The organism is Collimonas sp. PA-H2 (assembly GCF_002564105.1).
Lineage (GTDB): Bacteria > Pseudomonadota > Gammaproteobacteria > Burkholderiales > Burkholderiaceae_D > Collimonas.
Window position 1 is genome coordinate 4,945,273 of the sequence record NZ_PDBX01000001.1, and the last position, 22,117, is coordinate 4,967,389.

Annotated in this window: 19 protein-coding genes; 10 read left to right on the forward strand and 9 right to left on the reverse strand. The window is 61.2% G+C overall.

Annotation, left to right across the window (positions count from 1 at the left end):
• Positions 1-84 precede the first annotated feature (84 nt).
• From BCF11_RS22695 to BCF11_RS22705, 3 genes are read left to right on the forward strand one after another with little or no spacing between them, the layout of a single operon-like run.
• Positions 85-1,578 (forward strand): efflux transporter outer membrane subunit, encoded by a 1,494-nt coding sequence (locus BCF11_RS22695; protein WP_143751413.1) that lies wholly within the window; start codon positions 85-87, stop codon positions 1,576-1,578.
• Positions 1,579-1,612: 34 nt separating this feature from the next.
• Positions 1,613-2,803, forward strand: coding sequence for an HlyD family secretion protein (locus BCF11_RS22700; RefSeq protein ID WP_098497656.1), 1,191 nt, complete (start codon positions 1,613-1,615; stop codon positions 2,801-2,803).
• A gap of 12 nt (positions 2,804-2,815) precedes the next feature.
• Complete coding sequence (locus tag BCF11_RS22705; RefSeq protein ID WP_098496743.1) at positions 2,816-4,357, forward strand: DHA2 family efflux MFS transporter permease subunit; 1,542 nt, start codon at positions 2,816-2,818, stop codon at positions 4,355-4,357.
• 25 nt (positions 4,358-4,382) lie between these two features.
• Here BCF11_RS22705 and BCF11_RS22710 read toward each other — a convergent pair whose 3' ends face one another.
• From BCF11_RS22710 to BCF11_RS22725, 4 genes are all read right to left on the reverse strand, one after another.
• The gene (locus BCF11_RS22710) at positions 4,383-4,856 is read right to left on the reverse strand and encodes a spore coat U domain-containing protein (RefSeq protein ID WP_158229258.1); all 474 of its coding nucleotides are present in this window, start codon (positions 4,854-4,856) and stop codon (positions 4,383-4,385) included.
• The gene (locus BCF11_RS22715; protein WP_158229259.1) at positions 4,853-7,066 is read right to left on the reverse strand and encodes a fimbria/pilus outer membrane usher protein; all 2,214 of its coding nucleotides are present in this window, start codon (positions 7,064-7,066) and stop codon (positions 4,853-4,855) included. The genes BCF11_RS22710 and BCF11_RS22715 overlap by 4 nt, the downstream gene beginning before the upstream one ends.
• 67 nt (positions 7,067-7,133) lie before the next feature.
• Positions 7,134-7,874, reverse strand: coding sequence for a molecular chaperone (locus BCF11_RS22720; RefSeq protein WP_158229260.1), 741 nt, complete (start codon positions 7,872-7,874; stop codon positions 7,134-7,136).
• A 21-nt stretch (positions 7,875-7,895) separates the two neighbouring features.
• A complete protein-coding gene (locus BCF11_RS22725; RefSeq protein ID WP_233212601.1) occupies positions 7,896-8,426 on the reverse strand; it encodes a spore coat U domain-containing protein in 531 nt (176 codons plus the stop codon).
• Between the two features lie 326 nt (positions 8,427-8,752).
• Here BCF11_RS22725 and BCF11_RS22730 point away from each other — a divergent pair, with 326 nt between their 5' ends.
• The 5 genes from BCF11_RS22730 (at position 8,753) to BCF11_RS22750 (ending at position 13,842) form a co-directional block, all read left to right on the forward strand.
• Positions 8,753-9,199 carry an Rrf2 family transcriptional regulator gene (locus BCF11_RS22730; RefSeq protein ID WP_098496748.1) on the forward strand — a complete coding sequence of 149 codons (447 nt, stop codon included), beginning with the start codon at positions 8,753-8,755 and terminating at the stop codon, positions 9,197-9,199.
• 110 nt (positions 9,200-9,309) lie between these two features.
• Entirely contained in the window at positions 9,310-10,518 is a 1,209-nt protein-coding gene (gene hmpA, locus BCF11_RS22735) for an NO-inducible flavohemoprotein (protein WP_098496749.1), read from the forward strand.
• Positions 10,519-10,749: 231 nt separating this feature from the next.
• Positions 10,750-12,807, forward strand: coding sequence for a S46 family peptidase (locus tag BCF11_RS22740; protein WP_233212602.1), 2,058 nt, complete (start codon positions 10,750-10,752; stop codon positions 12,805-12,807).
• Positions 12,808-12,910: 103 nt separating this feature from the next.
• On the forward strand, positions 12,911-13,477 hold the full coding sequence (locus BCF11_RS22745) for an NnrU family protein (RefSeq protein ID WP_158229261.1): 567 nt from the start codon (positions 12,911-12,913) through the stop codon (positions 13,475-13,477).
• 53 nt (positions 13,478-13,530) lie between these two features.
• Positions 13,531-13,842, forward strand: coding sequence for a hypothetical protein (locus BCF11_RS22750; protein WP_369827867.1), 312 nt, complete (start codon positions 13,531-13,533; stop codon positions 13,840-13,842).
• 10 nt (positions 13,843-13,852) lie between these two features.
• Here the strand turns inward: BCF11_RS22750 and BCF11_RS22755 are convergent, their stop codons facing one another.
• The 4 genes from BCF11_RS22755 to BCF11_RS22770 form a co-directional block, all read right to left on the reverse strand.
• Positions 13,853-15,358: an NAD(P)H-hydrate dehydratase gene (locus BCF11_RS22755; protein ID WP_098496753.1), complete on the reverse strand. Its 1,506-nt coding sequence runs from the start codon at positions 15,356-15,358 to the stop codon at positions 13,853-13,855.
• Between the two features lie 114 nt (positions 15,359-15,472).
• Positions 15,473-16,738 (reverse strand): D-amino acid dehydrogenase, encoded by a 1,266-nt coding sequence (locus BCF11_RS22760; RefSeq protein WP_233212603.1) that lies wholly within the window; start codon positions 16,736-16,738, stop codon positions 15,473-15,475.
• 208 nt (positions 16,739-16,946) lie between these two features.
• Positions 16,947-18,149 (reverse strand): DUF2252 domain-containing protein, encoded by a 1,203-nt coding sequence (locus tag BCF11_RS22765; protein ID WP_098496755.1) that lies wholly within the window; start codon positions 18,147-18,149, stop codon positions 16,947-16,949.
• 142 nt (positions 18,150-18,291) lie between these two features.
• Complete coding sequence (locus BCF11_RS22770; protein ID WP_098496756.1) at positions 18,292-18,942, reverse strand: short chain dehydrogenase; 651 nt, start codon at positions 18,940-18,942, stop codon at positions 18,292-18,294.
• 66 nt (positions 18,943-19,008) lie between these two features.
• Between BCF11_RS22770 and BCF11_RS22775 the strand changes: the two genes are divergently transcribed.
• A complete protein-coding gene (locus tag BCF11_RS22775) occupies positions 19,009-19,920 on the forward strand; it encodes a LysR family transcriptional regulator (protein WP_098496757.1) in 912 nt (303 codons plus the stop codon).
• Here the strand turns inward: BCF11_RS22775 and BCF11_RS22780 are convergent.
• Positions 19,904-20,803: a LysR family transcriptional regulator gene (locus BCF11_RS22780; protein ID WP_199111004.1), complete on the reverse strand. Its 900-nt coding sequence runs from the start codon at positions 20,801-20,803 to the stop codon at positions 19,904-19,906. The genes BCF11_RS22775 and BCF11_RS22780 overlap by 17 nt on opposite strands.
• A 135-nt stretch (positions 20,804-20,938) precedes the next feature.
• Here BCF11_RS22780 and BCF11_RS22785 point away from each other — a divergent pair, with 135 nt between their 5' ends.
• Positions 20,939-21,955, forward strand: coding sequence for a zinc-binding alcohol dehydrogenase family protein (locus BCF11_RS22785; RefSeq protein ID WP_098496759.1), 1,017 nt, complete (start codon positions 20,939-20,941; stop codon positions 21,953-21,955).
• Positions 21,956-22,117 lie beyond the last annotated feature (162 nt).

The following is a 22,117-nucleotide window of genomic DNA, read 5'->3' on the forward strand; positions in this document are numbered from 1 at the left end:
TTGTTGCCGCTTAGTTTTACTTGACGACGTTCAAAAGTCAATACTATACTGTACCGTACAGTTCAGTTATGAATGGATTTTCTCATGCAAGGCTCTCGTTTTTCCCCACATTTTTCACCATATCTGGCGCCTGCTTTGCGCGGGATCGCCAGCCTGTGCGTGCTGGCGTTCACCCTCGGCGGCTGTGCGCAATTCTCAGAAATCGGTCCGCGTGCCGAACCGAAAGACATCTCTGCTTACCAAACTTCAGAACAGCTGGCCGGCAATGCAATCGCCTGGCCGGATGACAAGTGGTGGGCCGTCTACGGCGACAAGCAGCTGGATGCGCTGATCGGCGAAGGCTTGCAAGACGCGCCCTCGATGACCGCGGCGCAGGCGCGGCTGCTGAAAGCGGAGGGCAGTGCGCAGCAGCAGGGCGCCGCCTTGCTGCCGCAAGTCAGCGCGAATGCCTCGGTCAACTACATGAAGCAGAGCTACAACAATGGCGTGCCGGCAGAGTTCGTGCCACAGGGCTATAACAACGAAGGCAGCGCCACGCTCAATTTCAGCTACGAAATCGATTTCTGGGGTAAGAACCGCGCGGCGCTGGCCGCCGCCACCTCGGAGCTGGAAGCAGCGCGCGCCGATGCGGCCCAGGCCAGGATCACCTTGTCGACCTCGATTGCCGCCGCCTATGCCGAATTCGAACGGCTGCTGAGCCAGCGCGATACCGCCGAGGCGGCGCTGCAGGTGCGCCGCAAAACCTACGATCTGTTCGAGCAACGGCGTATCAACGGCCTGGAAACCCAGGGCAGCGTCAAGCAGGTGCTGGCACGGCGCGCCATGGCGGAAGCCGATTTGCTGAGCGTGACCGAATCCATCAATCTGCAACGCAACAAGTTGGCCACGCTGGTTGGCGCCGGACCGGACCGCGGCTTGCGCCTGCTGCGCCCGGATATCGACATCTCGCATCCGTTTGGTATACCGCAGCAGTTGCCGGTGGATCTGCTGGGCCGGCGCCCGGATGTGGTGGCGTCGCGCTTGCGGGTAGAAGCCGCGGCCAAGCAGATCAAAGTGGCCAAGGCGCAGTTTTATCCGAATGTGAACCTGACCGCCTACCTGGGTTTGCAGGCGCTGGGCCTGGGCATGCTGAGCAAGGCCGGTTCTGACGTCGGCAGCATCAGCCCGGCGATTTCGCTGCCGATTTTTGAGGGCGGCCGCCTGCGCGGCCAGTATCGTTCCGCCAGCGGCAGCTATGACGAGGCAGTCGCCAATTACGACAGTGCGGTGACGCAGGCCTTGCAGGACGTAGCCGATGTGGCAGTCAGCGAAAAAGCCTTGACCGGCCGGCTCGACAAGACGCAAGAGGCGGTCACTGCGGCCGAGGATGCTTACCGCATCGCCCGCAACCGCTATGAAGGCGGCCTGGCCACCTACCTCGATGTACTCAATGCCCAGGACACCCTGCTGACCAACCAGCGCGAGCTGTCGACGCTGCGCTCGCGCCTGTTCGCGCTCGATGTCGCGCTGGTGCGGGCGCTGGGCGGCGGTTATCAGCACGATCAGCACGATCAGCACAGCCAACTGGCTGCGCGCTGATCAAGCATTCAAAATATATTTTAAGGATAGCAACATGTCACACAGCGATTCTCAAGTCATCAAGGACCTGGCGGTGGAAGACGTCATCGCCAAGGCAGAGGCCAAGGCTACAACCCAGAAGCGCAAGAAGCTGTTCGGCGCGCTGGCCGGCGTGATCCTGATTGCCGGCGTCGGCTACACCGCTTACTGGCATTTCATCGGCTCGCGCTATGTCAGCACCGACAATGCCTATACAGCGGTGGAAATCTCGCAGCTGACCCCAGCCATCAATGGCATCGTCGCCGACGTCAAGGTGGTTGATACCCAGGCCGTGAAGCAGGGCCAGGTGCTGGTGGTGATCGACGACAGCGACGCCAGGCTGGCGCTGGCGCAGGCCGAAGCGGACCTGGGCCGGGCGCAGCGCCGGGTGCAGGGATATTTTGCCAATGACAGCGGGCTAGCGGCGCAGGTGCTGGCGCGCGAAGCGGAGCAGAAGCGGGCGGCGGCGCAGACCATTTCGGCGCAGGCCGACCTGCAGCGCGCCGAGCTGGATTATCAGCGGCGCGAAGCCTTGTCCAAATCGGGCTCGGTATCGGGAGAAGAACTGAGCAATGCGCGCAGCGCCTTGCTGACCATGCAAGCCAACCTGAAAGTGGCGGAAGCAGGCGAAGTGCAAGCCAAGGCCAATCGCTTCGCCACTGTAGGCGCGCAAAAAGCCAGCACGGTGCTGACCGCTGACACCACTGTCGACACCAATCCGGAAGTGGCGCTGGCGCGCGCCAAGCGCGACCAGGCTAGGCTGGACCTGGAGCGCACCGTGCTGCGGGCGCCGGTGGACGGCGTGATCGCGCGGCGCCAGGTGCAGATCGGCCAGCGGGTGCAGGCCGGCACCGTCTTGCTGGCTATCGTGCCGACCCAGTTGATGCATGTCGACGCCAATTTCAAGGAAGGCCAGCTGACCCAGGTCAAGATCGGACAGCCGGTCACCATGAAGGCCGATCTCTACGGCGGGTCGGTGGAATACCACGGCACGGTAGAGGGCATGTCCGGTGGCAGCGGCTCAGCCTTCGCCGTGATTCCAGCGCAGAACGCGACCGGCAACTGGATCAAGGTGGTGCAGCGCTTGCCGGTGCGGATCTCTGTCGATCCCAAGCAGTTGCTGCAGCAGCCGCTGAGCGTCGGCTTGTCGATGGAAGTCGAGATTGATACCCGCGCCGCTAAAGCAGCGCCTTCCTCCGCCATGTAAGAAAGCAGCATCATGTCATCCACTTCGTCTTCCGAACTGCCGGTGAAGCCGCTGCAGGGCGCGCAATTGCTGGGCGTCGGCTTGCTGCTGGCGGCCGCCAACTTCATGGCGGTACTCGACACCACCATCGCCAACGTCTCGGTCTCTACCATCTCAGGCGCACTGGGCGCTTCGTCCAGCCAGGGCACCTACGTGATCACCTCTTACGCGGTGGCCGAGGCCATCACCGTGCCGCTCACCGGATGGCTGGCCAACCGCTTCGGCGCGGTGCGCGTGTTCATTACCTCGATGATCATGTTCGGCATTTTTTCCGCGCTGTGCGGACTGGCGAATTCGCTCGGCTTGCTGATCGCTTTCCGCGTCATGCAAGGGCTGGCCGGCGGCCCACTGATCCCCTTGTCGCAAACCTTGCTGCTGCGGATTTTCCCGAAAGAGAAAGCGCCGGCGGCGGTCGGGCTGTGGGCCATGACCACCTTGATTGCACCGATTGCGGGGCCGATACTGGGCGGCGTGCTGTGCGACCAGTACAGCTGGCCCTACATCTTCTACATCAACGTGCCGGTGGCGCTGATCTGCGGCTATATCGGCTGGAAAATGCTGAAGCGCTTCGAATCACCGTTGGTGAAACTGCCGATCGACAAGGTCGGACTGGCGCTGATGATAATCTGGGTCGCGGCCTTGCAACTGATGCTGGACAAGGGCAAGGAACTCGACTGGTTCGCCTCGACTGAAATCGTGGTGCTGGCGCTGACCGCCGCCATTGGTTTCATCGCTTTCCTGATCTGGGAGCTGACCGAGCGCAATCCTATCGTCGACCTGCGCGTGTTCCGCCACCGCGGCTACTCGGCCAGCGTGACTACCATCTGCCTGGCCTTCGGCGCCTTCTTCGGCGCCACCGTGCTGACGCCGCTGTGGCTGCAAGGCTATATGGGCTACACTGCGACGCAATCGGGTCAGACCACGGCCTTGTCCGGCATCCTGGCAGTGCTGACCGCGCCCTTCGTCGCCAAGCTGTCGACCAAGGTCGATCCGCGCAAGCTGGTCTGCTGCGGCGTGCTCTGGCTTGGCATGGTGACTCTGCTGCGCAGTTTCAACAGTTCGGACATGACCACCTTCCAGATCGGCTGGCCGCTGCTGATGCAGGGCATAGGCATGCCGCTGTTCTTCGTGCCGCTGACGGCGCTGGCGCTGAGCAGCGTGAATCCCTCGGAAACCGCCTCGGCGGCTGGCCTGATGAGCTTCTGCCGCACCATGTCGGGCGCGATTGCGACCTCGCTGGTCAATACCGGCTGGGAAAACAATGCCGCCTACTATCACGCGGAACTGTCCGGCCTGGTAGACAAGTTCGGCGACGCCGCCAACAGCCTGATGCAGTCCGGCATGTCGGCCGACCAGGCAAGGGCCAGCATAGAACAGACGGTGCAGTCGCAAAGCATCATGCTGTCGACCAATCACATGTTCATGATGGCGGCGCTGTCCTTCCTGCTAGGAGCGATCGCGGTGTGGTTTGCGCCCAAGCCGACGCGCATTGCGGACACCTCCGCCGCGCACTAGAGCCTGACGAAGCGGGGAAAGCCTGCTAGTAAGTGATGGTGACAGTCACCGTGTCGGTATAAGTGCCTGCCGGTTTGTTTTGCGCGCCTGGGATGCGGCCGTATGGCGTGTAGTGGCGAGTCGTCGGCGTCAACAGGATCAGATAACTGTCGGATTCGGTTTGCGTGGTGCCGGAACCGTCGCCCCAGACGATGCTGCGGGCGCTATCGGTATAGATATTGTAGTTGAGAATATTGACGCCTGATTTCAGGGTGCGGGTAGCATAGGTGCCGCTACCCGTGCTGAGGGCGATGGTGTAACTGCCGGTGCCTGCTACCAGTGTGGCGGTGCAGGTGACGGCAACGTCGCCGGTGCTGTCGGCGTTGCCGCCGCCGGGAGAGGTATAAGCAGGAAACGTAATTCCAGTAGCGCTTACGGTACATGTTGCAAGCAGGGCATGGGCGCTCAACGGCAGCGCCAGCATGCCTAGGGAAACCAGCCATTGCAAGCAACGTTTCATTTCGTCTCCTGGCCGCAGGAAAACGGCCCCAGTACAGGGAAAGCCTCTGCCTTGGCAGGTGCGGGAATGTCGAAACTGCATATCGGCCGGGCCGTATTGTCGGTTACTGCAATCCTGGCCGGATACACCATCGCCGGAATAAAGACCTGGCCGCGCAAGGCCACTTCCTGCGCTTCCGTACTGCCGTTCAAATACACAAGGGTGCCGGTCGCAAGCGGCGTTCCTTGCCTATCCCTGAGCACCAGCGTTGCGCTCTGGTTCTGCTGGGCGCTGAATTTCAGCAGGCTGCCGCTGCGCGGCCCCGGAGTGACTGATTTCTGGTTCAGATCCAGCGTCATCGACAAGGGCAGGCCGGCGGTATCCAGGTAGACGTTATTCGGTTCGTAAGGAACCAGGCGAGGAACGAAGCCGACCCCATATTTGTCAGTCTGGCCGACCTTGACATTGTTGGCGTAGATATCGATAGGCTGGGACACCGGCACTTCCACCATGGCGAAGCTCTCGTCCATCCAGCGCGTCGCCCGGGCGTGGCCGCCGAGCAGGGCAATGCCGCCGCGCGCCTCCAGCTGCAGGTTGCTTTGGCCATCGGCATGATTAGCGCTCATCGTATATTCGCCGGTGGAGCCCAGGTAATTGACGCCGATATCTTCGCCGCCATTGTCGAAGAACGCCTTACGTGCACGGTAGCCCCAGCCGCCTTCCTGCGGCGCGGTTTGCTGGTATCCGGCGCTGAAGGATTTGCTGCCCGGCTGGCCAGTGGCCACCACCTGCGCGAAACTCTGGTGTTCCAGCGGAATAACCCAGACCACGTTGGCCGACAGCGGCCGGTCTTGCGTCAGCGATTTGAGGAAGCCGACGCTGACGGTACCGTAGCGGCGCAAGTTGAAATTGATGCCGGCATTCACGGCCCGCACATTGTCCTGGCCGCGGTTGACCTGGCTCAAGTAGCCTAAGGCCAGGTTGGTGCGCGCGCTCAGCGACAAGTTGGCCTGGGCCTGGATCTGTTGTGCCGGCGCCAGGATATCGTCGCCCAGGCCGAGCTGCCAAAAGCGTGCGCCGGCTGTCTGTACGCGCACAGTCATGGCATATTGGCTGCCCTGGCGGTCGAACTGCAGGTATTGCAGAGTGTCGTTGCCACGCTCCGAATTGCTGGCGGCGACGCCGCCGCTCAGCAAGCCGATATCCGTCAGCGCCACGGCGCCGCCGATGCCCAGCGACTCCCGTCCGCGCATCACCTCGCCGTGGCTTTCGATGGTGCTGCTGTCGCTGACGCCGTAGCGTACGGTGGCGGAACTGAAGGCCTGGCCATAGTCGCTGTCCTTGCTGCCGAAATTATTGCGCAAGGCCCCGATTTCATAGGAAACATCCTTGCTGCCTTGCCGCAGCAGCCGGGCGCTGGTGATATAGCTTTGGGTGTAGACCTGCTGCCGTCCCAGCACATCGTGCACCACCATCTGCACATTGCCCTGGCCGGCATACACCGGCAGGTTGTTGATGGTGAACGGCCCGGTGTCGACCGGCTGCTTGAGGCGCAGGATGTTGTCGACGTAGATGTCGACCACCGATGGCGCTGCCGCCGTGCCGCTGAATGCCGGCAAGGGGATCGCCTGGTAGCCAGGAATGGTGGAGAACTTGGTGTGCCATTGAATGCCGCCGAAATACACCTGGCGCGAAAGGGAACTGCTGCCGGTGACGCTGTCGCCCAGCACCAGGGTGGCCTGCTGTTCCGGGAAATCCCGGGTGTACTGGCTGTCGAGCCGGAACACCGAGCGCTTGCCGGTCAGGTCCTGGCCGACAAAACGGCTGGTGTAGGTGCCGCCGCCGCTGAACACGCCGACTTCCGTCACCGCGGAAAGATTGTTTTGACCCTGGCCCCTGGCGTAATTGATGTCGTAGTTCAGGAAGGCGCCGGTTTCGGCAGTCTGTTCCAGCAATTGGCGGTGATCGCCAAGATTGAATTCCGAGTCGATGAAGGCGGTTGCCTGCGCCTGGATGATCAGCGTCTGGGTGCTGTTTTCGATCTCGGCGTGGACGCCAGGCAGGGCATCCAGCGGATAGTAGTTTTCCTGATGGCTGCTGATGGCGGCGGAATTCGGCAAGCGCAAGCGGGCCTCCGTCAATAATTGCGACGGCACGATGATGCCATTTGCCGCAGTGCGCAGAATAAGCGTTGCGTCCGTCAATTTCTTGTCGTTGACGACAACGGCCAATAATATTTCCTGCTCTGCCGATGGCCTCTCCGCCGTGGCCAGCGCCGGGGTTTGGCAGGCGATCAGGCTAGCGGCTAGATACCTGGTCAGCCTCCAGCGTGAGGTGTTCTTCAATCTCGCCCTTGTCTGTCTGAATGTGCAGCCGGACCGCGCCGTCACGGATTTTTCCGTTTACCAAGGACCATTCCTTGCGCTGACCCGGCAAAACATAAGCAGGTGTAGCGATCTGCACAGCATCCTTGTCTTCGGCGTTGCGGAGCGTGATGCGGTTAATCTTGCTGTGGACGTTGCCCTCGTTGGCGGCGCTCAGCAGCAGCGCGCCGGACACGTGCTTCAATTGCCAGGAAATCTTTTCCTGGCGAATCTTCGGGCCGATGAATACCGGAATGCTGACCCTCAGCAAAGTCTTCAGGCCGGACCCTTGCAAGCTGGCTTGCGGAACTTCATCGATCAGCAGCCGATAGCTTTTCTCGCTGGGCGAGTTCTGCGGATGACGCAGGCCGAAGCGCAGGAATTGCATCTGGTCCGGCTCGATGGTGAAGATCGGTGGATTCAGCAACAGTGCATCGGTATCGCTCAGCACTTCCTTGCTGCCATCGCTGCTCCAGTCGACTGCTTCCACCTGGATGCGCACCGGCTGGTCGCCGGTATTCCTGATTTGCAGCACGCCGGAACTGCGCTCGCTGCTGAGCTCGAAGCCGATCGGATTTACGTTGAACGATGCTGCATGCGCCTGATTAACCAAGCCGGTGAATAACCCGGCGCACAGCCCGGCCAGCAGCAGCCGCTGCCATGCATTATTCAACATGATCATCATTGCTCGCCGCGCCTAAAACGTGACGGTGGCAACGACCGTATCGGTATAGGTTGCAGCGGGCTCGGACTGGGCAGCCGGGATGCTGGCGTAGATGGTGATCGGGGTTGCCAGGCCGGTGGCGGTGACCGCCGCAGGCGCGGTGCCGGCGGTGTTGCCCCAGGTTGTGGTATGGCCGCTGTCGGAAAACAGGCCGTAGTTGAGGTAGGTCGGGCTGCCGCCGCCGCTGGATAGGCGGCGCAGCGGCACCGCGTTGGTCGAACCGGTATTGGCGTTTGCGCCCTGGCCCAGGGTAATCACCGGACTGGCGCCGACGGTGCAAGTGGTGGAGACGCTGGCGGTTGTGGTCTGGGGCGTGGAAAGGTTGGCGACGATCGGATCGTAGGTAGTGGTGAAGCCGGTCGTGGAAATGATGCAGTTGTTGGCAATCGTGACTGTATTGGTCATGGTCGCCGTGGCGGTGGCTGCGGAAGCGGTGTTGGAAACTGTGCTGTATACCGTTGCTGAAGCGATAATCAAAATGCCGTTCCGTACAAACTTTTTCATGACAAATCTCCCGATTGACATTTAATGTTGTGGAAACCTAGGCAAATGCCTGGCTATTTGTTCATGCCGCACTTTCCCCAATAAGATTTTCCACAAGGAAATATTTCTTTGCGCCATTATTGGCTTCATAGAGAAGCAACGTCAAGTTACATTTTGTATTTTTGCCGGACACAAAAATCCTTTGCGTTTGCTGGTAACGCTCTCTTCATCAATAAATGTCATTCAGGAAGGATTGTTAAATTGACTTATTGTTGCTTTTTAAATGCAACAATTATATGATGATGACATCCCGGACTCATGTTCCGCTCTCGGCAGGAAGCAAAGTCATGCAATTCACCAAATTTACAGATTTCGGCTTGCGCGTTTTGATGTATCTGGCGGCCACCCCGGAGCAGGGCATGATTACGGTAGGCGAGCTGGCAAGTCATTTCGATATCCCCAAGAATCATCTGAACAAGGTGGTCAACCGCCTGGTCAAGCTGGGCTGGATCAGCGCCACGCCGGGGCGCAACGGCGGCTTGCGGATGGCGCAGGCGCCGGCCGGTTTGCTGCTGGGCGACATCCTGAGTGCGCTGGAAGGACACAAGGGGCTGGTGGATTGCGATGAGCCGCCGTGCGCATTGCGCGGCAGCTGCCACTTGAAGCGGGTGCTGGATATCGGTCAGCGCGAATTCTATGCCGGCATGAACCGGTATAACCTGGCCGAACTGGTGATGCCACCGACCTCGACGGTGATTGCGCGCATGCAGTTCCAGCCTATGGCCGTGCACTGATTTCATCGATTGCCGGAGCGCCGTCCGTTCCTTTCCAGGTATGGGTAAATATGGCGGCGCGTTTTTTTAATCTAATTGTAGTATTTTAAATGTCACAATAGGAGTTTGATATGCTTTCAGCCGCTTCCCGTCCCTACATCGCCGCTTCCGTTCCTGTCCTGCGCGAGCATGGCGTCAGCATTACCCGCTGCTTCTACCAGCGCTTGTTTGCCGCGCATCCCGAACTGAAGAACATCTTCAACATGCCGAACCAGGAATCCGGCAGCCAGCAACAGGCGCTGGCCTCGGCCATCTTCGCCTATGCCGCCAACATCGATAATCCCGCCGCGCTGGCGCCGGTCATCAGCCGCATCGTGCAAAAGCATGTCAGCCTGGGAATCCGCGCCGAGCACTATCCGATCGTCGGCAAGCATCTCTTGGACGCCATCGCCGAAATCCTCGGCGTCGCCGCCACGCCGGATTTGCTGGCCGCCTGGGCTGAAGCCTATGGCTTGCTGGCGGATACCCTGATCGCGGAAGAACGCAGGCTGTACCAAGCGCATGGCGTCGAGCCGGGCGAATACCGCGCGGTCAGGATAGTCCGCAAACAGAAGGAAAGCGACACTGTCAGTTCCTTCTATCTGCAGGCCAGCGACGGCGCCGAACTGCCGCCATTCCAGCCGGGCCAGTACATCAGCGTCGCCGTCAATGTCGCCGAACTGTCCTTGCGCCAGCTGCGCCAATACAGCCTGTCCGGCGCGCCGGGCAGCGGCCACTGGCGCATCAGCGTCAAGCGTGAGGAGGGCAGTCCGGCTGGATTGGTGTCGAACCTGCTGCACGACCGGTTCCAGGAAGGCGACGTGCTCTGGGTCAGCCCGCCCTGCGGCGATTTCGTGCTGCCGTCGGGTGACATGGATACGCCGCTGGTGCTGATCAGCGCCGGCGTTGGCGTCACGCCGATGATGAGCATGCTGCACAGCAGCCTGCAGTTGAGCCCGCAACGGCCGGTCAACTTCCTGTATGCCACGCTCGATGGCCGGCATCATCCGCTCAAGCGGGAACTGGACAGCCTGCTGCTGCTGCACAGCCAGATGCAATCCTATGTGGCTTATGAAAGGCCGGCGGCGAATGATTGCGTGCCGCAGGATTACCAGCAGCAAGGCTACCTGCAGCTGGCGGCCGTGCCCGATGCACTGCTGCCGCAGAACGCTGCGTATTTCCTGTGCGGCCCGGCGCCGTTCATGCGCGCCCAGCGCAATGCCTTGCTGGCGCGCGGCGTACCGGAACGGCAGATCCAGCAAGAAGTCTTTGGTCCTTCCTTGCTCGAGCACCTGCAATAAGCGCTAGACAAGCGGCAGGCATGCGAGATCGCCAGCGGCTGAAACGGCTACGCATTTCCGCAGCCGCTTCAGCCGCCGCGAATCGTTCTTCCGATTGTCAAACAAGAGCGTAAATACGGCCAGATGAATGTCAAATCATCGCCATCAAATCGGACCTGGATTCCTGGTGACGATTCTCATTTCAATGTGGTAATGTCTCACTCCTAAAAATTATTTATTGTTAGGAAGACGATGCGAATTCATTGGCTTTTTGCGGTACTGCTGGTTCCAGGCATGAGCATGGCGGCGGAGGGGATGTGGACCTTGGACAATTTGCCGAAGGCGAAGATGCAGGCCGAATACGGGTTCACCCCGAGCGATGCATGGATCAAGCGCACCATGCTGGGATCGGCACGGATTGCCGGCGGCTGTTCGGCATCCTTTGTTTCGAAAGACGGGCTGGTGATGACCAATCATCACTGTGCATCTGAATGCCTGGACCAGATGTCGACGGCGAAAAAGAACCTGATCAAGGACGGCTTCCTGGCCAAGAACCGCGAGCAGGAACTGAGCTGCCCGGAAATCGAACTGAACCGGCTGGAACAGATCACCGACGTCACCAGCGAGGTCAAGAAAGCCACCGCAGGGCTGGACGGCGCCGCCTTCAAGAACGCGCAGAATGCCGTCAAGGCCAAGCTGACATCGGCCTGCGTCGGCAACGACAAGGAAACCGTCCGTTGCGACGTCGTCGACCTGTATCACGGCGGCCAGTACCAGGTTTATAAATACCATCGCTTCCAGGATACGCGCCTGGTATGGGCGCCGGAAAAGGCTGCCGCGTTCTTCGGCGGCGATCCGGACAACTTCAATTTCCCGCGCTACGACCTCGACATCACTTTGCTGCGCGCCTATGAAGACGGCAAGCCTGCCAAGATCGCGGATTACTTCCCGTTCAGTAAAGACGGTGCGAAAGAAGGCGAAATGGTGTTCGTCACCGGCCAGCCGGGTTCGACCCAGCGCCAGCTGACCGTCTCGCAGCTGACCACCATGCGCGACCTGACCCTGGTCAACACGCTGATCCGCTTGTCGGAATTGCGCGGCGTGCTGGAACAGTACGGCAAGAGCAGCCCGGAAGCAGCGCGCAATGCCGGACAGATGCTGTTCGGCGTGGAAAACGGTTACAAGGCCTTGCGCGGACGCCTGAGCGCCTTGCAAGACCCGGTGCTGATGCAGCAGAAACAGGACGACGAAACCGCCTTGCGTAAATTCGTGGCGCAGACGCCGGCGCTGCAAGCCAAGGTTGGCGGCGCCTGGGATGCGATTGCCGCTTCCCAGCAAGCCTATCGCCAGATCGAAGCGCCTTACGGCATGATCGAAGGCGGCCGCGGCTTCAGCAGCAAGTACTTCAGCTACGCGCGCGACCTGGTGCGCGGTGCGGAAGAACGCGCCAAGCCGAACGGCGAACGCCTGCCTGAATATGCCGACGCCAAGCTGCCGGAAGTAGAGCAGGAATTGTTTTCCACGGCCCCGGTTTATCCTGATTTCGAAAAAGTGACGCTCGGGCTTTCACTCACCAAGATGCGTGAAATCCTTGGCACCGACGACGCTTTCGTCAAGCAGGTGCTGGGCAAGCAATCGCCGGATCAGCTCAGCGCGGCCTTGATCGACAACACCAGGCTGGGCGACCCGGCAGTGCGCAAGGCGTTGTGGCAGGGCGGCAAGGAAGCCATCCTGAAATCCGACGATCCGTTCATCAAGATGGAGCTGGCGCTGGACCCGGCCGCGCGCGCGATCCGCAGCCGTTATGAAAAGGAAGTGGAATCGGTTCAGCAAAAGAACTCGGAACTGATCGCCCAAGCCCGTTTTGCCCAGCAAGGCACCAGCGCTTATCCGGATGCGACTTTTACCCTGCGCTTGTCGTATGGTGAAGTGAAGGGCTGGAAAGAGGGCGACCAGCAGATTCCGCCGTTCACCACCATCGGCGGCGCCTTTGCCCGCGACACCGGCGCCGATCCGTTCGCCTTGCCGGCTTCCTGGCACGTCCCCAAGAGCAAGCTGAACCTGGCGCAACGCTATAACCTGGCCACCACCAACGACATCATCGGCGGCAATTCCGGTAGCCCGATGATCAATCGCAACGGCGAAATCGTCGGCTTGATTTTCGACGGCAATATCCACTCGCTGGGCGGCGCCTTCTGGTATGACCAACGCTTCAACCGTTCGGTGGCGGTGCATAGCGGGGCGATCCTGGAAACCCTGGAAAAGGTCTATGGCGGCGGCGAGCTGGCCAAGGAAATCCTGGCGCACTAGGAAAAGCGCATTTCTCATATAATGAATCCCTCCCGGTGGCGACGCCGGGAGGGATTTTTCATTGCAGCTTCCGTCGATAGCCTGTCCTTTCAAGGAGAGTGATTTGGAAATTTTAATTCTCGGCCTGCTGCTGTTCATCGGCCTTCACCTGATTCCCACCTTGCCGACTCTGAAAGCCGGCATGCTGCAATCGTTGGGCGAAAACCGCTACAAAGCCATGTTCGCCATCCTGGCTGCGCTTGCGCTGATCCTGATCATCGTCGGCTATGCCAAGGCGCCGGGCGAACCGCGTTTTTTCAACTCGTTCATTGGCGCGAGACATGGCGCTCCGCTGGCCATGGTGATCAGTTTCATCCTGCTGGCAGCGGCGAACATGAAAGGCCACATCCGCGCCTGGGTCAAGCATCCCATGCTGCTGGGGGTAGGTATCTGGGCGCTGGTGCATCTGCTGGCCAATGGCCACGAAAAGGCGACCATCCTGTTTTCCGCGTTCCTGGCTTTTGTCGTGATTGACTTGATTTCCGTGCTCAGGCGCGGCAGCTACAAACCGTTCGAGCCGGCACTGAAGTACGATGTGATCGCGGTGGTTTCGGGATTGCTGCTGGCGCTGCTGGTAATGACTTTCCATCGCCAGTTGATGGGAGTGGCGGTGGTGCCGTGGGGGCGGTAACAAAGTCAGGCACGTTGCAAATTCTCTTTTAACTCTGGATCGATATGAATTTTCTGCAATACGTGGCGACTTTTTTCGCCGGCGCGTTTCTGTGCAACTGCATCCCGCACTTGTCCTGCGGTTTGCGCGGGGAGCTGTTTCCCACGCCGTTCGCCAAGCCGCGCGGGGTGGGCGATTCGTCGCCGGCCGCGAACTTCCTGTGGGGTTTGGCCAATCTCGTGGCCGGCGCTCTGTTGTATGCGGCTTATCCGTTTACAGTTGGCGTCAACCTTGGATCGGTCTTGTTCTTGGCAGGCTTCCTGATCCTGGGACTGTACCTATCGCGCCATTTCGGCGCAGTCCGCCGGAACAATAATCCGCGATAAAGCCTGGCCGTCAGCGCTCCTGCAGCAGCTGGTTCAGCAGTAGCCGGACTTCCGGAATCAGCTCGCCCGCGGTCAGGCCGACCGGTCCCATGCCTTGTTCGACCAGCTGGTCGGCGGCGCGGCCGTGCAGCCATGTTGCCGCCAGCGCCGCTTCCCATTGCGGCCAGCCTTGCGCCAGCAGGGCGCCGCAGATGCCGGACAGGACATCGCCGCTGCCGGCGGTAGCCAGCGCCGGATTGCCGGTGGGATTGACCGCCACTGCGCCGTCGGCGCGGGCGATGATGCTGCCGACGCCCTTCAGCACCACCACCGCATTGAAGCGGCAAGCCAGCTTGCGCGCCGCCGTTACCCGGTCGGCCTGGATTTCGCTGGTGCTGAGGCCGAGCAGGCGCGCAGCTTCCAGCGGATGCGGCGTCATCAGTATGGCGTGCTGGCGCTGCGCTGCCTGGATCTGCAACTGCGGCTGGCGCGCCAGCAGATTGAGGGCGTCGGCGTCCAGCACCAGCCAGCTGAGCGCATCCAGCGCGCGCGTCAGCAAGGCCTGCGCGCTGTCGGCCATACCCATGCCGGGACCGAGCACCAGCACGGCGGCAGAAAAATCCAGATCGTCGGCGTGGCGGCACATCAGTTCCGGCTGCATGCTGTCATATGCCGGCGGATTATCCGCAAAGCCGACCAGCACACGGCCGGCGCCGCATTTGAGGGCGGTGCGCGCTGCCAGGATCGGCGCGCCGGTCATGCCGGGGGCGCCGCCGATCACGGCGACGTTGCCAAAACTGCCCTTGTGGGAATTACGCCTGCGCGGCAGAAGGTAGTCGCGGAACAGATCAGGCTGATTCAGCCACATGCCCGGCGCCGGCAGGTGCTGCTCTGCAATCTCCAGCGTTGCCAGTTCGACGCTTCCGGCATAATCGGGGCCGTCGCCGGTATGCAGGCCGGCTTTGTTGGCGATGAAGGTGATGGTGTGGCTGGCGGCGACGGCGATGCCGCTGGCGCCGCCAAGCACGGCGCCGGTATCGGCATCCAGCCCGCTCGGCACATCGAGCGCCAGCAGCGGGCAGGGCATGGCGTTCACCGCCTGCACCAGGCTGCGCCAGTCGCCGTCGAGCGGGCGGCTGAGGCCGATGCCGAAAAGGCCGTCGATGACCAGCGTCCATTGCGCGCTGTCGATGTCGGCAAACTGTTCGGGCGGCATCAGGTGCACGCCTTGTTGCTGGGCGCGGGCTAACGCCTGGGAGGCGTCGGGCGGCAATTGCGAGGGCGGGGCTGTCAGCAAAAGCAGCACTTCGGCGCCGGCTTCGGCCAGGCCGGCTGCCGCTTCCATGGCGTCGCCGCCATTGTTGCCGGGACCGGCCAGCACCAGGATCGCGGCGCTGTGAGGCGGGCAGGGGAGCAGGCGCAGGGCGGCTTGGGCGGCGGCCTGGCCGGCGCGTTGCATCAGGGTATAGGAGGGCAGATTGCGCAAGGCTGCCTGCTCGATTTTCCGGATCTCGGCGATGGAGTAGATGGCGCTCATGTTGGGACCTTGTCCATTCAGTGGGGACAGAGTCATTTTACGACGATACGGCCGGCCGTAAAAAAACTCTGATGCCGCCTGGCTGCGCCAGCCGCTCTTCCGTTGCGCCGTGTTTTAACGGTAACGCGCTACGGTCAGGCCGTCCAGATCTACTTCCGGCACCCGGCCGGAGACCTGGTCGGCCAGGACCTTGGCGGCGCCCAGGGCCATGCTCCAGCCGGAACCGCCGTGGGCGATGTTGACGAACACATTGCTGGCGCCGGTCGGTCCGATCAGCGGCACTTCGTCGGCCAGCATAGGCGTGTGGCCGCACCAGAAGCTGGCGCTGTTGAAGTTGGCGGCGTCGGGGAACCAGTCGTGCGCCACTTTCAGCAAGGTGCGCAGGGCTTTGTCGTCGAACGCCATGTCCTTGGCGCCGAATTCGGCGATGCCGGCCAGGCGCATGCGGGCGCCGATGCGCGCCATGGTGATCTTGTAGCTGTCGTCCAGCACCGCCATCTGCGGCGCCACCTCATAGTTCTTGACGCTGGCGGTGGCGGTATAAGTCTTGATCGCGTGCAGCGGCAAGCGCAGTCCCAGCGGCCGCAGCAGTTGGGCGCTGGCGCTGCCGGCGGCGCACACCACGGCATCGGCGCTCAAGACTTCGCCGCCTATGTGCAGGCCGACCCGGGCGCCTTGCGGATCGATGGCGGTGACCGTGCTGTCGAAATGGAACTGCACTCCCAGGCCCTGCAGGATGGCTTTCAGCTGCTTGGTGAACAGGGTGCAGTTGCCGGAGCCGAGATCGGGAAAATGCAGGCCGCCGGCCAGATTGCCGGCGCTGGCCAGGGCCGGTTCCAGCGCCTGTACCGCGGCTTGGTCCAGCAGTTGGTGGGCAACCCCGCATTCGATCAGCAGCTCCCGCGTGGGCTGCAGCGCCGCCAGTTCGGCTTCGCTGCGAAACAGACGCAGCATACCCGGGCTTTGCTCGAAATCGAGCTGGAAATGCTGCTGTATCTGATCCAGCAAATCCTGGCTATAGGACGCCAGGCGCTGCATCTGGTGGGTATGGGAGCGAAAGCGCTGGATTTCGGATTCCGCCATCCAGCGCCGCATCCAGCGCCACAGCGAGGGGCTGAAACGGGCGTTGAGGACGTTGGCGGCTTCCTGGTTGAACATGCCGGCCAGGATTTTCTTGCGCATGCCGGGTGCGGACCAAGGCAGGGCCGAACCGGCCGACAAGATGCCGGAATTACCCAGCGTCGATTGTTCGGCCACATTGCTGCGTTGTTCAACTACGGCGACCTGGTGCCCGGCTTCGGCGAGGAAGTAGGCGCTGCAGACTCCCATCACGCCGCCGCCGATCACCACGATTTGTTTCTGTGTCTGTTGCTGTATCACTATTGTTCTCAAGGAGTTTTTCGCAGATATCCGGGCAGGTGCGGCAATTGCTCCTGGATGTTTTTCTGGTCTGCGTACTGGATGCAGCGATCAGAATCATACCTTGAATTACTTGATAATAGGACAGCACTGTACGCAATTACATCTTTCCGCGGAAACCGGCGGCCGCAAGTCATTGAAACAGGCGCCGGATTGCAGATCCGCACTGCTACAGCTCAAAGACTCCGGCATCGTAGGCCTTGCTGTAGGTTTGCCAGTCCTGGCGCACTTGCGCTGCGCAACTCTGGGCGGCGTCCAGCAATTGTTTCTTCCACTTTTTGCTTTGGCCGAAGGCGATCAACTGGTCGGCATTCGCCGAACCCTGGCGGCCGGCGCTGCGCAATTGCGCCCAGGCGACGATGTCGCCCATCACCGTCATCACTTGCTGGATTTCGCTGGTGCTATGGCGCGGCTGCTTCAGCACCACCCGGTCTTCGCTCGGCTGCAGGCCGCGCAGCACATACGGTGTCTTGCCGAGCATGACCGGCTGCAGAAAGGCCATGGAGACCGCCTGGCAGCGCCGCTGCAGCGCCACCACGCGTTGTGCTTCGCTCTCCCATTTGGGCTGGGCCACCTTCAGGTAGGGCGCCAATGAAGAAGGCAGCGCCTGCTTCAGATCCAGCAGGTAGTTACCGTCGGGAGAGCCCTTGCCCTCGACCAGGATCACATAGCGGTCGACGCCCAGGCTGCCGGTGCCGGCGATGCGGCGCGCCACGTCCAGCACCTTGTAGAACGCCGGATTGGCTTGTTTGCTGGCGAATTTCTGCATGAACTTGGTGACTTTGGCGCGCTGCTTGTCGGACACCGGCAGCGCTTTCTTGCCGTCCACCCGCAGTACCCGCTGCTTGCCCTTGCGCACGCTACGGCTATCCAGATAAGTCGGGCGCAGGCGGCCGCGCAGGCTGTTCAGCAAGTCGCCCACCATGCCGGTGGCGGTGTCGCGTTCGATCCAGCGTGGCTTGCCCAGGCTCAGCGCATTGGCATAGGCGTCGATAAAGCTGCGGCATAGCAGGCGCGTATCGGCAGGCTTGGCGGACGAGCCGTCGGCCGCGATCAGTACGCTGGTCAGGAACCTGACCAGTTCCCAGCTCGCCGGCGCCAGTACGGCCTCGTCGAAATCGTTCATGTCAAAGTAGGCCAGGCGGTTGTCGCCCTTGTAGCTGCCGAAGTTTTCCAGATGCAGGTCGCCGCAGATCCACGCCAGCGGCGCGCTCCGCATCAAGCCGCTGTATGGCAGGCGCTCATAGAACAGATGGCAGGTGCCGCGCAGGAAGGTGAAGGGATCGTTGCGGATATTCTTGTATTTGAGCTGCAGGCGCTGCGGATCGCGGCCGGCGTTGTACTCTTGGATGCGCTTTACTACATTCACCATGACAGGCCTCTTGAAAGGGAAGGATTGGCTGCGCTTGACTTATTCTGCAGCCAATCTTACTGCATCATCTTGACAAAATCCTGACATATCTTGACAAGATCGCTGCCGGCGATGACGCAGCTTGCCCTGAGGCGGCGCTGAATTACCAGACCCGGTAAACCTGGCCGCTCTGCGCGCCTTCGACGCTGCGGCTGTAAGCCAGCGCCACACGGCTGGCCGGCGCTGCCTCAAAGCCGTAGAAGAACGGACCATAGCTGGCCAGCGATTCCTGCAGCACGGTCGGGCTGACGATGTTGATACGGATGCCGCGCTCGAGTTCAATGGCGGCGGCGCGCACGAAACCATCCAGCGCGGCGTTGACCGTGGTGGCGTTGACCCCTTGCAGGATTGGTTCGTGGCTCAGGATGCCGCTGGTGAGAGTGATCGAGCCGCCGTCGTTGAGGTGGTGCTGGGCCACTAGCGCCAGGTTGATCTGCCCCATCAGCTTGTCGCGCAGTCCGACCTGGAATTTTTCCGGAGTCAATTCCTGCAGCGGGCCGAAATGCAGTTTGCCGGCGGTCGAGACGATGGCGTCGACCTTGCCGATCTGCTCGAACAGGCGTTCGACGCTGTGAATGTCGGTAATGTCGACCTGATATCGGCCGCTGCTGTTGCCGACTTCGATGATGTCGTGGCGGGCCGCCAACTGCTGGACGACTGCCTTGCCGACTGTGCCTGTGGCACCGATAACCGCTATTTTCATGTTGCACTCCTTGATAAGTGAGATCAGGAACTGATTATGATTGCTTCTCATTGATGGATAAATATCATATTATTCATATCACTTAGAACTGGTGGTGTTTAATTGGGGCGGCAAATCATGGACAGACTGACCAGCATGCAGATTTTCGTCCGCGTGGTGGAGAAGGGCGGGTTTTCCGCCGCCGCCGAGGAAGCAGGGATTTCGCCCACCATGGTCGGCAAGCATGTGCGCCAACTGGAGGAGCAGCTTGGAGTGCGGCTGCTCAACCGCACCACGCGGCGCCAGAGCCTGACCGAGATCGGCCAGCTGTATTTCGAGCGCTGCAAACAGGCGCTGCTGGAAATCGAGGCGGCCGACGCCTCGGTCAAGCAGATGCAGCTGCTGCCGCGTGGCGTGCTGCGGGTGACCGCGCCGGCGACATTCGGCGGCTTGATGCTGACCGCGGTGATACGAGAATATCTGGAGCGTTATCCCGACGTTGAACTGGACCTGTCCCTGAACGACCGCGTGGTCGACCTGGTCGAAGAGGGTTTCGAGGTCGGGCTGCGGATCGGCCCCCTGCCGGATTCGAGCCTGATCGCGCGGCCCTTGCAACCCTATAGGGCCATGGTTTGCGCTGCACCGGATTACCTGGCGCGGCACGGCGCGCCGCAAACACCGCAGCAGCTGCTTGCGCACAATTGCCTCAGCTTCGTCCATGGCAGCCGCTATAACCTGTGGCAGTTTTCCCTTGGCGGCGTGCAGCATGAGATCGAGGTGCACGGCAATTTCCGCGCGAATAACGGCATGGCCTTGCGCACCGCGGCCTTGCAAGGCATCGGCATCATCATGCAGCCAGAAGCCCTGCTGCGCGACGAGGTGGCGGCCGGCCGGCTGCAGCGTTTGCTGGCCGATTACGAACTGCAGCACCGGCCGATGCACCTGGTGGTGGCTTCGAACCGCAAGATGACGCCCAAGCTGAAATCGTTCGTCGAATTCGTGCTGGCGCATTTCGGTCGTGATGTCGTGCCCTCTACTGCGACAGATTGAGTGCGGCAAACTGCGCCCGCAAGAACGCCAGCAAGGCGCGCAGCGACGGCGACATGCTGCTGCGGTGCGGATACACCATGTTCAGCGGCGTGTCTTCGCCGCCGAACTGCTCCAGCAGGATTTCCAGGCGGCCCTCGGCCACATCCTGCCGCACATCAAGCCAGGATTTGTAGGCGATGCCGATGCCGGCAACGGCCCAGGCCCGCGCAATCGAAGCATCGTCGCTCATGCGGTCGCCGCGCACCTTGACGTCGATCGCCGTCTTCCCTGAATAAAAGCGCCAGTTGTTGAACAGGCCGTGCTGCAGGTAATACAGCAGGCAGTTGTGGCTGGCCAAGTCCTTGGGCACTTGTGGCCGGCCATGCTTTGCCAGATAGGATGGCGCCGCCACGACGACGCGGCGGCTGGCGGCCAGGACTTGCGACACCAGCGTCGAATCGTCCAGCGGACCATAGCGGAAGGCGACGTCGACCGGATCGCGGAACAGATCGATGACACGGTCGGAAAACTGCAGCGACAGCGTGACTTGCGGATGGCGCGCCTGGAAAACGTCGAGCCAGGGCAGCAACACATTGCGGCCGACATCGGACGGCATCGACAGGCGCAAATGGCCGCTCACCGGCCCCTCGGCGTTGAGCAGCGCCTGTCCCTCGTTCAGCAAGGCCAGCGCCTGGCGGCTATATTCCAGGAACATGCTGCCCTCGGGCGTCAGCCGCATGCTGCGGGTGGAGCGCACGAACAGGCGGGTGTTGAGCTGTTGTTCCAGCCGCTTCAGGCTGGCGCTGGCGGTGGCGGGCAGCAGATCGAGCTGGCGTGCCGCCTTGGACAGACTGCCCAGATCCGCCGTGTGGATGAAAAGCTGGAGGTCGGTGGTTGAGTACATTATCAAATTTCAATTGAAAGTGAATCAAATACTGGCATGTTTATAAAATAATTCAACATTATCATAATGGCGTTCAAGTACCCCAATTCACGACCGGATTCAGATTGAAACGGTCCTCATTCCAGGAGTTTGAACATGAAAGCCATCGCTTTAAGCCGTTATCTGCCCATCGAAAATCCCGAATCGCTGGTCGACGTCCAGCTCGACCAGCTGGTTCCAAAAGGGCGCGACCTGCTGGTCGCCATCAAGGCCATCGCAGTCAACCCGGTCGACGTCAAGGTGCGCGCGCCGAAAGACACGGTAGAAAAATCGCCGCGCGTGCTGGGCTGGGACGCCGCCGGCGTGGTGCAGGCGGTGGGTCCGGAAGTCAGCCGTTTCAAGGCCGGCGACCGGGTGTTCTATGCCGGCGACATTACCCGCCCGGGCAGCAACAGCGAATTCCAGCTGGTGGATGAGCGCATCGTCGGCAACATGCCGCAGACGCTGTCGTTCGAGCAGGCGGCGGCTTTGCCGCTGACCGCGATCACGGCCTGGGAAGCGCTGTTCGATCGCCTCAAGGTGCCGGCTCGTTCCAGCGCGCCGGCCAAGTCGCTGCTGATCATCGGCGGCGCCGGCGGCGTCGGCTCGATTGCGATCCAGCTGGCGGTCAAGATCGCAGGCCTGAATGTGATTGCGACCGCATCGCGTCCCGAGTCGGAGCAATGGGTGCGCGAACTGGGCGCGCAGCACGTGATCAACCATTTCGGCGACCTGCCGGCGCAGCTCAAGGAACAAGGCTTCGACAGCGTCGATTACGTGCTGATTCTGAACGATACCGACCGCCATTTCCCGGCCGCCGCCGTGGCAGTGGCGCCGCAAGGCATGATCTGCACCATCGTTGAGAACGCCGCGCCGTTGGATGTCAGTCTGCTGAAAGCCAAGAGCGCTGGCTTTATCTGGGAATTCATGTTTACCCGCTCGATGTTCCAGACTGCGGACATGCAAGAGCAGGGCAATCTGCTGGACCAGGTAGCGCGCCTGATCGACCAGAAAACGCTGGTCACCACGCTGAACCAGGTTTTGTCGCCGATTAACGCCGCCAACCTGCGCCAGGCCCATGCCACGCTGGAGACCGGGCGCGTGATCGGCAAGATCGTCTTGAAGGATTTTTAAACAATAAATTGCCTTAAATGCAATTGTGGGCCGGGGGCTTTCCAGCTTTTCCGGCCCGCGAGGCTATCGTGCGGGTAGAAAGGGTGATTTTGTCATCACTTGCAGAGGCCAGGGGCAGGGCATCACTGTATAATGACGGCTTCTGATTTAACCCGCAGCCAC

Excerpts from the sequence above, each read along its gene's own strand:
- BCF11_RS22785 (WP_098496759.1), top strand. The coding sequence starts at position 20,939 with ATGAAAGCCATCGCTTTAAGCCGTTATCTGCCCATCGAAAATCCCGAA.
- BCF11_RS22755 (WP_098496753.1), bottom strand. The coding sequence starts at position 15,358 with ATGAGCGCCATCTACTCCATCGCCGAGATCCGGAAAATCGAGCAGGCA.
- BCF11_RS22765 (WP_098496755.1), bottom strand. The coding sequence starts at position 18,149 with ATGGTGAATGTAGTAAAGCGCATCCAAGAGTACAACGCCGGCCGCGAT.
- BCF11_RS22720 (WP_158229260.1), bottom strand. The coding sequence starts at position 7,874 with ATGTTGAATAATGCATGGCAGCGGCTGCTGCTGGCCGGGCTGTGCGCC.
- BCF11_RS22700 (WP_098497656.1), top strand. The coding sequence starts at position 1,613 with ATGTCACACAGCGATTCTCAAGTCATCAAGGACCTGGCGGTGGAAGAC.
- BCF11_RS22740 (WP_233212602.1), top strand. The coding sequence starts at position 10,750 with ATGCGAATTCATTGGCTTTTTGCGGTACTGCTGGTTCCAGGCATGAGC.
- BCF11_RS22705 (WP_098496743.1), top strand. The coding sequence starts at position 2,816 with ATGTCATCCACTTCGTCTTCCGAACTGCCGGTGAAGCCGCTGCAGGGC.
- BCF11_RS22775 (WP_098496757.1), top strand. The coding sequence starts at position 19,009 with ATGGACAGACTGACCAGCATGCAGATTTTCGTCCGCGTGGTGGAGAAG.
- hmpA (WP_098496749.1), top strand. The coding sequence starts at position 9,310 with ATGCTTTCAGCCGCTTCCCGTCCCTACATCGCCGCTTCCGTTCCTGTC.
- BCF11_RS22725 (WP_233212601.1), bottom strand. The coding sequence starts at position 8,426 with ATGAAAAAGTTTGTACGGAACGGCATTTTGATTATCGCTTCAGCAACG.
- BCF11_RS22780 (WP_199111004.1), bottom strand. The coding sequence starts at position 20,803 with ATGTACTCAACCACCGACCTCCAGCTTTTCATCCACACGGCGGATCTG.
- BCF11_RS22695 (WP_143751413.1), top strand. The coding sequence starts at position 85 with ATGCAAGGCTCTCGTTTTTCCCCACATTTTTCACCATATCTGGCGCCT.
- BCF11_RS22770 (WP_098496756.1), bottom strand. The coding sequence starts at position 18,942 with ATGAGAAGCAATCATAATCAGTTCCTGATCTCACTTATCAAGGAGTGC.
- BCF11_RS22730 (WP_098496748.1), top strand. The coding sequence starts at position 8,753 with ATGCAATTCACCAAATTTACAGATTTCGGCTTGCGCGTTTTGATGTAT.
- BCF11_RS22710 (WP_158229258.1), bottom strand. The coding sequence starts at position 4,856 with ATGAAACGTTGCTTGCAATGGCTGGTTTCCCTAGGCATGCTGGCGCTG.